Source organism: Enterococcus sp. AZ170, assembly GCF_050545135.1.
GTDB classification, from domain to species: domain Bacteria; phylum Bacillota; class Bacilli; order Lactobacillales; family Enterococcaceae; genus Enterococcus_L; species Enterococcus_L ureilyticus.
Genome location: NZ_CP172947.1, coordinates 2083550 through 2096946, shown reverse-complemented (window position 1 = coordinate 2096946; position 13397 = coordinate 2083550). Strand labels below are relative to the sequence as shown.

Annotated in this window: 12 protein-coding genes; all 12 read left to right on the top strand. The window is 37.3% G+C overall.

Going from position 1 to position 13397, the window contains the following annotated elements:
- Positions 1 to 303 precede the first annotated feature (303 nt).
- A complete protein-coding gene (locus IGJ55_RS10075) occupies positions 304 to 2142 on the top strand; it encodes a beta-glucoside-specific PTS transporter subunit IIABC (RefSeq protein ID WP_069639906.1) in 1839 nt (612 codons plus the stop codon).
- 63 nt (positions 2143 to 2205) lie between these two features.
- A complete protein-coding gene (locus tag IGJ55_RS10070; RefSeq protein ID WP_207121353.1) occupies positions 2206 to 3672 on the top strand; it encodes a glycoside hydrolase family 1 protein in 1467 nt (488 codons plus the stop codon).
- A gap of 20 nt (positions 3673 to 3692) precedes the next feature.
- Positions 3693 to 4544 (top strand): PRD domain-containing protein, encoded by an 852-nt coding sequence (locus tag IGJ55_RS10065; protein ID WP_207121352.1) that lies wholly within the window; start codon positions 3693 to 3695, stop codon positions 4542 to 4544.
- Positions 4545 to 4812: 268 nt separating this feature from the next.
- Complete coding sequence (locus IGJ55_RS10060) at positions 4813 to 5670, top strand: MerR family transcriptional regulator (RefSeq protein ID WP_429949491.1); 858 nt, start codon at positions 4813 to 4815, stop codon at positions 5668 to 5670.
- Between the two features lie 520 nt (positions 5671 to 6190).
- Positions 6191 to 6466 (top strand): BMC domain-containing protein, encoded by a 276-nt coding sequence (locus tag IGJ55_RS10055; protein ID WP_069639910.1) that lies wholly within the window; start codon positions 6191 to 6193, stop codon positions 6464 to 6466.
- Between the two features lie 30 nt (positions 6467 to 6496).
- Positions 6497 to 7501 carry a DMT family transporter gene (locus IGJ55_RS10050; RefSeq protein WP_069639911.1) on the top strand — a complete coding sequence of 335 codons (1005 nt, stop codon included), beginning with the start codon at positions 6497 to 6499 and terminating at the stop codon, positions 7499 to 7501.
- Between the two features lies 1 nt (position 7502).
- Positions 7503 to 7787 carry a hypothetical protein gene (locus IGJ55_RS10045; protein WP_069639912.1) on the top strand — a complete coding sequence of 95 codons (285 nt, stop codon included), beginning with the start codon at positions 7503 to 7505 and terminating at the stop codon, positions 7785 to 7787.
- A 12-nt stretch (positions 7788 to 7799) separates the two neighbouring features.
- Entirely contained in the window at positions 7800 to 8096 is a 297-nt protein-coding gene (locus tag IGJ55_RS10040) for a BMC domain-containing protein (protein ID WP_430606325.1), read from the top strand.
- Positions 8097 to 8113: 17 nt separating this feature from the next.
- A complete protein-coding gene (locus IGJ55_RS10035) occupies positions 8114 to 8434 on the top strand; it encodes a BMC domain-containing protein (RefSeq protein ID WP_069639914.1) in 321 nt (106 codons plus the stop codon).
- A 3-nt stretch (positions 8435 to 8437) separates the two neighbouring features.
- Positions 8438 to 9874 carry an aldehyde dehydrogenase family protein gene (locus tag IGJ55_RS10030; RefSeq protein WP_430606323.1) on the top strand — a complete coding sequence of 479 codons (1437 nt, stop codon included), beginning with the start codon at positions 8438 to 8440 and terminating at the stop codon, positions 9872 to 9874.
- 24 nt (positions 9875 to 9898) lie between these two features.
- On the top strand, positions 9899 to 12427 hold the full coding sequence (gene cutC, locus IGJ55_RS10025) for a choline trimethylamine-lyase (RefSeq protein ID WP_430606321.1): 2529 nt from the start codon (positions 9899 to 9901) through the stop codon (positions 12425 to 12427).
- Positions 12428 to 12444: 17 nt separating this feature from the next.
- The gene (cutD, locus tag IGJ55_RS10020) at positions 12445 to 13395 is read left to right on the top strand and encodes a choline TMA-lyase-activating enzyme (protein ID WP_069639917.1); all 951 of its coding nucleotides are present in this window, start codon (positions 12445 to 12447) and stop codon (positions 13393 to 13395) included.
- Positions 13396 to 13397 lie beyond the last annotated feature (2 nt).

The window sequence follows — 13397 nt, the reverse complement described above, 5'->3', positions numbered from 1 at the left end:
ACATTTAGATATTAATTATAATTTTACCTTAAAAGTGAGTACCAACCTGATAAAGTGTTCTGACAGTTCTCGATAGCAATCTAAATCAAGTTCCCCTTTTTGGGTGGTTGCGTTTTCAAAAAATCTGTGCTAACATAAAGTCAATTAATAACAGGCATGTGACTGGTAATGCAGGCAGGACCTAAATAAAGCATTTTTCAACAGATGGAGTTTGATTCTGGTGAGTGTTTTATTTAGTTTCTGTCTGTTTTTTGCGTAAAATTTGGCCAATTTTGCGTAACTAATTATGAAGGAGAAAAAGTGATGAACTATAAAGAAACAGCTGTGTCGATCTTAAAATGGATCGGCGGGAAAGAAAATGTCTCTCATCTTGAACATTGCTCAACACGGTTACGTTTTACCTTAAAAGATGATTCTCTTGTAGATGTTGAAAAACTCGAAAAGGTCGAAGGGGTGATCGGCGTACGTCAAAATGTTCAGTGTCAAGTCATTATCGGGAATGATGTTGTAGAAGTTTATGATGAAATGAAAGCTCTTCTTGGGGAATTGCCAGCAGATGATAGTCAGAAGAGAAAACAAAAAATAGGATCTGTAATACTTGATTTTATCATCTCTATTTTTCAACCCTTAGTTCCTGCCATCGCAGGTGGAGGTGTTCTAAAATCATTATTATTGCTTGCCTCTGTGACGGGATTAATGAGTGATCAAAGCCAATCGTATCAAATTCTTAATTTAATTGGCGGTGCGCCATTATATTTTCTACCTATTTTAGTTGCAATGACAACAGCAAATAAATTGAAAGTGAATCAACTGGTTGCTGTATCGGCAGTGGGTGCCTTGATCTTGCCAGATATGTCTACGATGTTAGCAGGAGGCGCCAATTTTCTTGGCTTTGATGTAACGAATATTGCGTATGCGTCACAGGTCTTCCCGGCCATTTTAACAGTGTTGTTTTACGCGCAAATTGAAAAATTATTTACAAGATATTCGCCAAAACCGATTCGAATATTCTTTGTTCCAATGATGAGTCTATTGATTACAGTTCCAATTGCGTTACTTATTTTAGGCCCATTAGGATACAATGTAGGAACTGTTTTTTCAACGGTGATTGTTTGGTTGTATACTCATTTTGGGTGGGTAGCGACAGGTGTCTTAGCAGCTGTTTTACCCTTCATGGTTGTGACAGGTATGCACAAGGCTATGATTCCTTATGCTGTATCTTCTATGAGCGAAATTGGTGCTGAATTACTCTATTTACCTGCTTCTTTAGCGCATAACATTGCTGAATCTGGTGCTTGTTTTGCTGTGAGTATCAAGACGAAGGATCAAAAATTGCGTTCTACTGCAATATCAGCAGGAATATCTGCGTTGTTCGGTATTACGGAACCAGCATTGTATGGTGTGACGATCTTAAATAAGCGCGTATTGTATAGTGTAATGTTTGCCAGTTTAGTTGGTGGCGGTTTTGCCGGAATTATGGCAATCAAAGGATTTGCGTTAGTTGGTCCGGGATTAGCTAGTATTACAATGTTTGTAGACAAAGCAAATTCAATGAATTTAATTTGGGCTTTTGTTACATTGGGGATTTCGTTTATTGTTGGATTCTTATCGGTATTATTTATTTATAAGGATGAGGTGGCTTTAGAAAAGGCAGACGGGATGGAAGTTGTGTCTGAATCCGATACGGAACAGCTGATTAGTCCAGTTTCTGGCAAAGTAATTTCTTTGTCGGAAGTGAAGGATGATGTTTTTTCAAGTGGTTTAATTGGTGAAGGACTTGCAATTATTCCAGAAGACAACTGTTTAGTAGCACCAGAATCAGGTGAGGTTACGATGGTATTCGAAACAAAGCATGCATTAGGCTTGAAAACAAATAATGGAGCAGAAATTCTATTTCATATTGGTTTAAACACAGTTCAATTAGGCGGTGAGGGTTTTGAAACGTTTGTCAAAGTTGGCGATAAGGTTGTCAAAGGACAGAAGCTGATTACTTTTGATTTAGCTAAAATCAAGTCTGCCGGACTTGATCCGACGGTCGTGTGTGTTGTAACGAATAAAGAAGCCTATCATATGCAATTATTGCATCATTTAGAAAGGGTGACAAATCAGACAAACGTATTGTCTATTGCCCCACTTAGGTAGATGAACAGTTTTTTTTAGTCGAAGTCGATTGAGTTCTTTCAACTCTAAAATTAGGAGGATATTATGCAAAATAAGAAGACATTTCCAAACGATTTTTTATGGGGCGGTGCAATCGCTGCAAATCAGGTAGAAGGAGGCTGGAACCTCGATGGTAAGGGCTTATCTGTAGCGGATATCGCAAGTTATAAACCAGATGTTGATAATAAAGACTATGCGGCTCATATGGATATTTCTACTGCAACAATAGAAGCTGCGATGGCAGATGAAACGGATAAATGGTATCCTAAACGTCGTGGTATTGATTTCTATCACCGTTATAAAGAAGATTTGGCTTTATTTAGTGAGCTGGGCTTTAAGACATTACGCTTATCGATTGCTTGGACTAGACTTTTTCCCACAGGAGAAGAAGAATATCCAAATGAAAAAGGAATTGTATTTTATCAAGCGGTATTTAAAGAGATGAAACGTCTCGGGATTATACCAATCGTTACATTGTCACACTACGAGATGCCATTAGCACTTAGTTTAAATTATAATGGCTGGGTCAACCGTCGAGTAATTGATGATTTTGTCCGATTTGCGACAGTTTGTTTTGAAGAATTTGGAGAGTATGTAGAGTATTGGTTAACATTCAATGAGATCGATAGTATTCACCGGCACCCGTTTACAACGGCTGGAATTGTGCCAGATAAGTGTACACCTAGAAAAGAAGAACAAGAGATTTACCAAGCCCTGCATCATCAATTTGTTGCCAGTGCTTTGGTTACCAAAGTTGCACATGAAAAAAATCCCAACAACAAAATTGGGTGTATGCTGACAAAATTAATGACCTATCCCTTAACTTGTGCGCCAATCGATGTAGAATTAACATTAAAGAAAAATCTTGAAAATAATTTTTATACAGATGTCCAAGTTAAAGGTGAATATCCTAAAATGATCGAAACAGCATTGAAAAATAATGGGATCAATATTGAAATAACTGATGAAGAACGGCAAATTTTAAAAGAAAATACAGTTGATTTTCTGTCATTTAGTTATTATATGTCAATGGCAGAATCTGGTGACCCAAATGCTGAAAGAACACCTGGAAATACGGTTTTAGGCGTTAAAAATCCTTATCTACCATCAACTGACTGGGGCTGGCAAATTGATCCAAAAGGATTGAAAATTGCATTGATCGAATTGTATGATCGCTACAATGTACCCTTAATGATCGTAGAAAATGGCATGGGATCAGTGGATATCGTGGAAGATGGTGCCATTCATGATCCTTATCGAGTTGAATATTTTAAAGAACATTTTAAGCAAATGAAAGAAGCAATCGATGAAGGGGTCGATTTAATAGGCTACACTAGCTGGGCACCAATCGATTTAGTAAGTGCAGGAACATCGCAAATGTCAAAACGTTATGGCTTTATTTATGTTGATGCGGATGATGAAGGGAATGGCACATATGACCGTTCAAAAAAAGATTCTTTTGATTGGTATCAAGAAGTGATAGCAACTAATGGAGCAAGTTTAGTGGAGTAGGAAGCAAGGAGTTGGTTTCGATGATTTTGGTGAAAAAAGTGCTGAATACAAGCGTTGTCCTTGTTGAAAAAGAAGGGCAAGAGATGATTGCATTAGGAAAAGGGATTGGTTATGACAAGAAAATCGGTGACGTTATTTCTGACTCTTCTGTTGATAAAATTTTCTTGCCAATCGAAGAGAAAAAGTCTTCTCAATTTGCTGAGTTAGTGGCTGAAATTCCAATGAAATTTTTTGAAATAACGAAAGAAGTTGTCTCAATTGCAGAAGGAGCGCTAGATTATAAATTGAATACCAGTATTTATTTAACTCTGTCAGATCATTTGCATTTTGCGGTTGAACGGAGTGAAAAAGGATTAAATAGTTCCAATCGTTTATACTGGGAAATCAAAAATTATTATCCAAAAGAATTTCATATTGGCGAGATTGCGCTTGAGCAAATGAAGGCAAATTATCAAATCGAACTACCAAATGAAGAAGCATCTAATATTGCTTTTCACTTGATTAATGCGCAATCAGGAAATCACGAGGACCAAGATGGCTTAAAAAAAGCAAAATTAGTAGGGACAATCGTTAATATGGTGAGGTATTCGTTGGGACAGGAAATCGATACGAATTCGGTTCATTATTCTCGTTTTATCACGCATGTTCGTTTTTTCGTTGATCGATTTTTTTCCAATGCTCTGCTCCAAGAGAAAGAAGATGAATTGTATCGCCAAATGTGGTCACTTTACCCTGTTGCAATGGAAAGTGCAACAAAAGTAAAAAAATATGTTGATCAAACCTACCACACGCGGATACCAGAAAATGAAATTGTCTACTTAGGTGTCCATATCAATCGATTGATGAATCATTCAGCGATTAATACCGATTGATTTTTTATTAGAAGTACATTACGTATTTAAAAGAAGTGAAAGAAGGTATAGATATTGGATCGTCAATATTTATACCTTTTTTTATGTTAACTAAATAGGCTTGTTTCACAAATTATACCAGTAAAATGTATAGTGAGAAGTATCTTTACAATTAACGATAGTGATTGTTATTTGACGAAAAATAAAACACCAATAACCTCGAAATTTACTTGACAATTGTGTAGATATTCTCAATAATATAAGTGGCTGCGAGTAATGGAGATGTCTAATGAATAATACAAAAATAGGCAAAAAGACTAATCAAATGTACTCTATTGGTGAAGTTGCGAAATTGTGTAATGTTTCCCGCAAAACATTGCGCTTTTATGAGCAATTAGGATTATTAAAACCAGATCATGTAAGTAACGAAAATGGTTATCGGTATTACACCGAAGAAACAATGAATAGTATTCCTGTAATCAAATACTATAAACAGATGGGCTTTAAGTTGCAGGAAATGAAAGGGGTTCAGCAAACAGGAGATTATTTCTATCAAGAAAATATATTCTTAACAAAATTAGAGGAATTAAAGCTTGAAGAAAGAAGAATTCGCAATAGCTATACTGCAGTTTCAGATTGGTTAGGCTTAATCAGAGAAGGAACGTTAGCCAGTGAAAACAGCATTCAAAGTGTGAACGTCAAGTATTTTGAGCAAGAAAACTACGTATTTTTGGAGCAAGAGTTTTGTCATAACTACATGGATGCGGTAATCAATATTCCTTGGGTTAACTATTTAGAAGAACACAACTGTGCAATCACAGGGCCGGTTATTCTTCGATTTGAAGATTGTGAATCTAGTAATTTTCAAGGTTCAAAAATGATGATAATGCAAAAACCAATTGGTATACCAAACCCTAAGATACCAAAAAGAATGATAGGTGGCCAAATGTTTTTGTCTAGTTATCATATTGGTGATCTGGCTAAACTTTCATATCAATACAAAAAGATGAAAACTTGGGCAAAAGAAAATAACTATCAATGTAAAAATGAGGTATATCAACGCTATGTCATTGATTATTGGTCAACTATGAATGTGGATAATTTTGTTGTTGAGTTACTGATTCCCGCAGAGAAAATTAGAACATAGGTAGTGAGAGGAACAAGTGGACTGAAGAGTAGATCACTAATGTTCCTCTTTATTGTGAATGCAAAAACAAAAGGTTCCCCCTTAGGGGAACCTTTTGTTTTTGTTATTAAATATATTTTATTCGTTCATAATATAGTGTTTTTGTCTATTTTGAAGTTATTAAATGATTGTGATGATAGAAATTAAAAGCAATTGGAAATTATTTGTAACGAGCTACTATTTTTTTATGTGAAAAAATGATCATGAGGTGTATCAATTCAAATCCTGTTATTAAAATCAAGAATTAGAATTAGAATAATTATCACTGCCGATTAAGTAAATATTATAGTGCTAATAGTAAAGATTATTCTTAATTAAAAAAGCTAATTGAGAATAGTATTTGTATTAGTACAGATAGTTCTGTGTTATATACAGAAAAGAAATGAAAAAATAGATTGACTACGCCCTTAAGGTCATCCAATATGATGGATTTGTCAATAAAGAAAGCGTTTTTTAATTTGAAAATGAGAGGAAGAAAGAAATGAAACATGATGCATTAGGAATGGTAGAAACTAAAGGAATGATTGGTTCGATCGAAGCAGCAGATGCAATGGTAAAAGCTGCTAATGTTTCACTAATTGGTAAAGAATTTGTTGGTGGTGGGATTGTAACCGTGATGGTCAGAGGTGATGTAGGTGCGGTAAAAGCTGCTACGGATGCTGGTGCAGCTGCAGCTGAACGCGTTGGAGAGTTATTATCCGTACATGTTATTCCACGCCCGCACAGTGAAGTTGAAAATATTCTGCCAAATAGATAATTGAAAAATAACAATTGAGGAGAAATAGACATGGAAAGTGGAAAAAATATTTCTTGTACTAGTGCTGACGTTCAAATGGAACAAGCCAAAAAAGGCTTCCGAGTGAAAGGAATCAGCAATGGGATTATTTCAGGTATCACTTATGGAATTTATTCAACACTAGTCGTTGTAGCAAGTGGTTATGACCCGTTAGTTAGTGCGGCTGGCTTCTTGGCAGCACCTTTTGTTTGTTCAGGTTTAAATGATTTTTTTGCAGGTATTTTACTTTTATTCTATAACGCAAAGCAAGGAAGATTAAAAGAATTAGTCAGAACATTGCATACAAAACCAGGAAAATTATTAGTAATCGGATTTCTCCTAGGTGGACCAATTGCTAACGGGGCTTATCTTGTTGGGTTAGCTATGGCGGGTGCGTATGCGATCCCCATTTCAGCGACATGTAGCTTGTTTGGCGCATTATTTTCTTGGATATTCTTAAAGCAAAAGCCAACTGCTCGAATTGTATTAGGTATGGTCGTTGTCGTTGTCGGAGCTATTACGATTAACATGGTGAAGCCAGAAGGAGCGCCTAACTTTACGCTAGGAATCGTCTGTGCATTGATTGCTGCAATTGCTTGGGGTTTAGAAGGTGTATTTTCAAGCTTTGGTGGTGCGATGATCGATACAGATGTGGCGGTAAACTTACGTCAATTGATTTCTGGTCTAGTTGTTCTGATCATTGTTGTTCCAGCTGTGGGGGCATTTAATTTATTATTCGGTACATTGGCTGCAGTAACACCAGTTCTATGGTTAGTTTTGTCCGGATTAAGCGCTGCGGTTTCATTTTTGACCTGGTACAAAGCGAACGCTATGGTTGGAACTGCGATCGGCATGTCTTTAAATGTTACCTATGCATTTTGGGGTGTCTTATTCAGTGTTATTTTCCTTGGTCAAACCTTAACACCAACAATGGTTATAGGCTCAGTGATTATCGTGATCGGCGCGATTTTAGTTACGATGAATCCGTTAGATTTATTTAAAAAGGGGGAAGAGTAAGATGCTTTTGCCTAGTCGAACAGCTGTTTTAAATCAAATGTATGACCAAAGAGAAATAGATGTTGCCCAAATCATGAAGGCGTTAAAACCACAATATGGGCAAGAGAAACAATTCAATGAAAAATTGTATCTGGAGCATATGATGGCGCTAGAAGCAAATGGATTAGTCGAGCTAGCAACATATGATTTAGATAAAAACGAGAACCTAGTTATTTATTACAAAATTACCGATGAAGGTAGAGCAACCGTCGATAAATATGTTGATAAAAAATATCGGTCAGCGTAAGGAGGAGATACATTGAGATATCGTGGCGAAGAAGCTTTAGGGTTAGTAGAAACGATTGGCTTAGTTCCAGCACTAAAGGCTGCTGATGAAATGTTGAAAGCTGCAAATGTTGAACTGATCTCATATGAAAATATTGGGTCTACTTTAGTAACGGTCATGATTAAAGGAGACATTGCCGCTGTTGAAGCTTCTGTTGCAGCAGGAGCTAAGGCTGCCGAAACAATTGGCAAATTGACTGCACACAATGTGATGCCTCGACCAATTTCATACGTTGGAGACATTGTTTCCGTTCATGATATTGATCGGTAGTGCAAGGAGGAGAAAGAGTGAGAACATACGAAGCAATTGGTGCAATTGAAACATTCGGATTAGTTTTTATTTTGGAGGCGTGTGATGCAATGTGTAAGGCGGCCAATGTTGAGTTGGTAGGATATGAAAATGTTGCCTCAGGATATATTTCTGTGATTGTACAAGGAGACGTTGCGGCGTGCCAATCAGCAGTTGAAGCAGGTATTGCAGCTGTTGAAAAAATGGGTGCAAACATCTACAGCTCGGTCGTGATTGCAAGCCCACATGGCGATTTAAATAAAATGATTGATCGTTATCAATTAGGTGATTTTTTACCTGTTGAGGAGGGAGATGCATAATACATGCAACAAGTAGATGAAGATTTATTATCTATTCAAGAAGCGCGGATTTTAGTAGAAACAGCACGAGATGCACAGCACCTAGTAAAAGAATATGAGCAAAAAAATCTCGATGCAATAGTGGAAAAACTGTTGGCAGAGATCAAACCAGATATAAGTAGATTTTTAGCAACTGAAATAAAAGAAACAAATCTAGGATGTTATAAAGATAAAGAAATATTGATGGAACGCTTATTGAAAGCGTTATCTAAAGAGCTGGATCAACAGCTTTGTGTGGGGAATATTGTAGAAGATTCAGCGGGGAATGTTTTACAAGTTGGCGTTCCATTGGGCGTCATTCCAATCCTATTACCAGCAGAAAATACAACATTAAATGTTCTGTACAGTCTAACTATTGGGATAAAATCAGGCAATGCTATGGTGCTTATTCCACATCCAAAAGCACAAAAGACAACATATCTTGTTTTTCAAAAAATTAGAGAGATTTGTGAAGCAAATGGCTTACCAAAAGGCTGTTTAGGATGTGTTAGCTCTTTAACCGATAAAGGTGTAAAAGAGATTTTAACCAGTCAGGATAGTGCAATGATTTTAGCTATTGGTAATCAAAACTATATCAACGCAGCCAATTACCAACGGCCGATCATTTATGGTGGGACAGGTGCTACACCTGTTTTTATCGAGCGTTCAGCAGATGTTAAAAAAGCAGTGAAGGCAATCGTGGATAGTCGTTCTTATGATTGTGGTTTACTTCCAGCTACAGAACAGTACCTAATAGCTGAAGGAGTCATCGCTTCTGAGGTTAGAGCGTTGTTACAAGAATATGGTGCACACTTTTTATCAAAAGAAGAAGAAAAAAACTTACTAGCACTTTTACAGCCTAAAAATAACCAAATTAATCCATCTTGTGTGGGCAAGAATGCCCAATGGCTGGCCAAAGAGGCAAATATACGTGTTACTTCAACAACCAAAGTGCTAGTTTCAGAACAGGATTACATGTATGACGAAGATCCTTTTGCCAATGAAATGAAGTGCCCAGTTTTAGCATTTTATTTAGAACCGGGTTGGATGCATGCTTGTGAGAAATCGATCCGTTTGTTAAAAGAAAAAAATAATGGTCATACACTCGCAATTCATTCTCACAATAAGTTAGTGTTGAAAGAATTTGCGTTAAAAAAACCAGTTGGTCGCATGATTGTTAATGCCCCAGCGAGTATGGCAAGTATGGGCTTGCAATCGACTTTACCAGTGTCCGTCATTTTAGGGGGATTTACAACTGGACGAGGCATAAGTGCCAAAAATATTACTGCAAAAGATTTAACTTATGTTCGAGAGATTAGCTATCCTGTTGAATCATTATCAGAGAATAAACAATCAGAAACGAAAAGTGATGTAGAAACAGACATTTTAGAAAAAATCTTAAAAAAAATAATGGAAAAATAAATTGTTGTAAAGTGAGGGAATAAAATGGACATTAAAGAATTTTCGGCAAAATTAGCCGAAGCAACAAAAGAGTTAAGTTCAGAAGAACGTAACGCATTGATGAAGATGTTTGCGACAGTTGCCGATGATAAATCCACAAGTGGCGGTTTTGCTTCTGATGATCAATCAAGTATTCCAAATGGGTCAACTGCTCGATTAGATGCTTTAAAAGTAAATTATTTAAAACAAAAACCGACTATCACAACTCATCGAGCTAGAGTGATCACTGAACTTGCAAAAGAAAATCCAGGAATGCCTAAAAATGTTTTAAGAGCAAAGTCATTCAAACGTTGTTGTGAAACTGCACCACTTGTAATTCAAGACAATGAGTTGATCGTAGGCGCACCAAATGGCGCACCACGCGCCGGCGCTTTTTCTCCAGATATTGCGTGGCGTTGGATGGAAGACGAAATCGATACAATTTCAAGCCGTCCGCAAGATCCTTTCTTTATTTCGGATGAAGACAAAAAGATTATGCGTGAAGAATTATTCCCGTTTTGGAAGGGCAGATCGATCGATGAGTATTGTGAAGATCAATTCCGTGAAGCCGGAGTTTGGGAACTATCTGGCGAATCTTTTGTTTCAGACTGTTCTTATCATCAACTAAATGGCGGTGGTGATTCTAATCCAGGCTATGATGTCATTTTAATGAAAAAAGGGATGTTGGATATTCAAAAAGAGGCAAAAGAGCATTTAGAAAAATTAGATTATCAAAACCCTGATGATATTCAAAAAATCTACTTTTACAAATCATTGATCGATACAACGGAGGGCGTCATGATCTACGCTCGTCGTCTGTCTGAATATGCAGCACAGTTAGCGCAACGGGAAACGAATCCCAAACGTAAAGCAGAATTACAAAAAATCTCAGAAATCAATGCAAAAGTTCCTGCAAATAAACCAGAAACCTTCTGGGAAGCCATCCAAGCAGTATGGACAATTGAATCCTTGCTTGTTGTAGAAGAAAATCAAACTGGAATGTCAATTGGACGTGTGGATCAATACATGTATCCTTTTTTCAAAAATGATTTAGATAAAGGCAAGATGAATGAGTTTGAAGCCTTTGAATTAGCGGGTTGTATGTTGATTAAAATGTCTGAAATGATGTGGATCACAAGTGAAGGCGGATCTAAGTTCTTCGCGGGCTATCAACCATTCGTGAATATGTGCGTTGGCGGAGTGACACGTGAAGGCCACGATGCAACCAATGAATTAACCTATCTATTAATGGATGCCGTCCGTCACGTAAAAGTTTACCAACCATCTTTAGCTTGTCGGATTCATAATCGCTCACCGCGTGAATACTTGAAAAAAATAGTGGATGTTGTTCGGGCAGGTATTGGTTTTCCCGCCTGTCACTTTGACGATACCCATATCAAAATGATGTTGGCTAAAGGTGTGTCGATCGAGGACGCACGAGATTATTGTTTAATGGGGTGTGTTGAACCGCAAAAATCTGGTCGTTTATATCAATGGACTTCAACAGCCTATACACAATGGCCAATTTGTATCGAACTTGTTTTAAACCGAGGTGTACCGTTATGGTATGGCAAAGAGGTTTGTCCAGACTTGGGCGATATTTCTCAATTTAAAACCTATGAACAATTTGAAAAAGCTGTTAAAGAACAAATTAAATATATTACGAAGTGGTCGTCGGTTGCAACAGTTATCACCCAAAGAGTCCACCGCGATCTAGCACCAAAACCGTTGATGTCTTTGATGTATGAAGGCTGTATGGAAAGTGGGAAAGATGTTTCGAGTGGTGGGGCAATGTATAATTTTGGACCAGGAGTTGTTTGGTCAGGTTTAGCGACCTATGCAGACTCGATGGCAGCAATCAAAAAGCTGGTTTTCGATGACAAAAAATATACCTTAGAAGAATTGAATCGTGCCTTAAAAGCTGATTTTGTCGGCTATGACCAAATCCGCACGGATTGCTTGAATGCGCCTAAGTACGGCAATGATGATGACTATGCAGACTTAATTGCGGCCGAATTGATTCATTTTACAGAAGCGGAGCATCGCCAATACAAAACCCTTTATTCAGAACTTTGTCATGGAACATTGTCGATTTCAAACAATACGCCACTAGGTCAAATGACTGGTGCTTCAGCAAATGGACGAAAAGCTTGGATTCCATTATCAGATGGTATTAGTCCATCTCAAGGAGCTGACTTTAAAGGTCCAACAGCTATTGTGAAATCTATTTCTAAAATGGCAAATGATACGATGAATATGGGAATGGTGCATAACTTCAAGATCATGAATGGATTACTGGATACACCAGAAGGCGAAGAAAGTTTAATTACTTTATTAAAAACTGCGAGTATTTTAGGAAATGGTGAAATGCAGTTTAACTATTTAGATAACGAGACATTGTTGGAAGCACAACGACATCCAGAACAATATCGTGATTTAATTGTTCGAGTAGCAGGTTATAGTGCCTTCTTTGTTGAATTATGTCAGGATGTTCAAGATGAAATCATCAGCCGAACAATGTTAACGAAGTTTTAAGAGCAGGAGATGAATAGATGATGACTCAAAACACAACGACAATTGAACGACAAGCGATGATCTTTAATGTACAAAAATATAGTTTGTACGATGGTCCAGGGATTCGCACGATCGTCTTTTTCAAAGGCTGTCCCTTAAGATGCCAGTGGTGCGCCAATCCTGAAGGACTAGAACGAAAATTCGAAGTAATGTATAAGGAAAGCGTCTGTAGTGATTGTCGTGCGTGTGTAGAAGTCTGTCCGATGGGGATTCATTACATGGATGAAAACGATCATCATCAAGTACGACGCGATATTGCCTGTAATGGCTGTCGCGCGTGCGTTGATGTTTGCCCAATGGCTGCTCTAAATATTACTGGTGAAATCAAAACAATTTCTGAATTAATGGAAGTCATTCATGAAGATGATGCTTTTTATGAACAATCTGGTGGTGGGGTAACCCTTAGCGGCGGTGAATGTACAGCACAGCCAGAAGCAGCACTAGCCTTATTACAAGCATGTCGAGCTGATGGAATCCATACTGCGATAGAAACATGTGGTCATTCAAGGATGGAGCGATTATTGGCATTAGCTGAATATGTCAATTTATTCTTATTTGATTTAAAGCATATGAATCCAGTTCGACATAATGAATTAACAGGTATCAGTAATGAAAAGATTTTAGAAAATCTACAAGAAGTTTTAAAGGCTGGACACCAAGTTCAGATTCGGATGCCAATGTTGAAAATGATCAATGATAGCCATGATGAGATTCAACAAATTATTGATTTTTTACTTCCATATAAAGAATATCCCAATTTTTTAGGTATCGATTTATTACCTTATCATAAATTAGGCGTCAATAAATATGGCCAACTAGGCATGGAATATCCAGTAGCTGGAGACCCATCATTATCAGAAGAAGATTTAGATCGGATTGAAGGATGGATCAAAGAGTATGAGTTCCCAGTTCGAGTTGTCCGTCATTAGAA

Excerpts from the sequence above, each read along its gene's own strand:
- IGJ55_RS10055 (WP_069639910.1), top strand. The coding sequence starts at position 6,191 with ATGAAACATGATGCATTAGGAATGGTAGAAACTAAAGGAATGATTGGT.
- IGJ55_RS10065 (WP_207121352.1), top strand. The coding sequence starts at position 3,693 with ATGATTTTGGTGAAAAAAGTGCTGAATACAAGCGTTGTCCTTGTTGAA.
- IGJ55_RS10050 (WP_069639911.1), top strand. The coding sequence starts at position 6,497 with ATGGAAAGTGGAAAAAATATTTCTTGTACTAGTGCTGACGTTCAAATG.
- IGJ55_RS10075 (WP_069639906.1), top strand. The coding sequence starts at position 304 with ATGAACTATAAAGAAACAGCTGTGTCGATCTTAAAATGGATCGGCGGG.
- cutC (WP_430606321.1), top strand. The coding sequence starts at position 9,899 with ATGGACATTAAAGAATTTTCGGCAAAATTAGCCGAAGCAACAAAAGAG.
- IGJ55_RS10070 (WP_207121353.1), top strand. The coding sequence starts at position 2,206 with ATGCAAAATAAGAAGACATTTCCAAACGATTTTTTATGGGGCGGTGCA.
- IGJ55_RS10045 (WP_069639912.1), top strand. The coding sequence starts at position 7,503 with ATGCTTTTGCCTAGTCGAACAGCTGTTTTAAATCAAATGTATGACCAA.
- IGJ55_RS10030 (WP_430606323.1), top strand. The coding sequence starts at position 8,438 with ATGCAACAAGTAGATGAAGATTTATTATCTATTCAAGAAGCGCGGATT.
- IGJ55_RS10060 (WP_429949491.1), top strand. The coding sequence starts at position 4,813 with ATGAATAATACAAAAATAGGCAAAAAGACTAATCAAATGTACTCTATT.
- cutD (WP_069639917.1), top strand. The coding sequence starts at position 12,445 with ATGATGACTCAAAACACAACGACAATTGAACGACAAGCGATGATCTTT.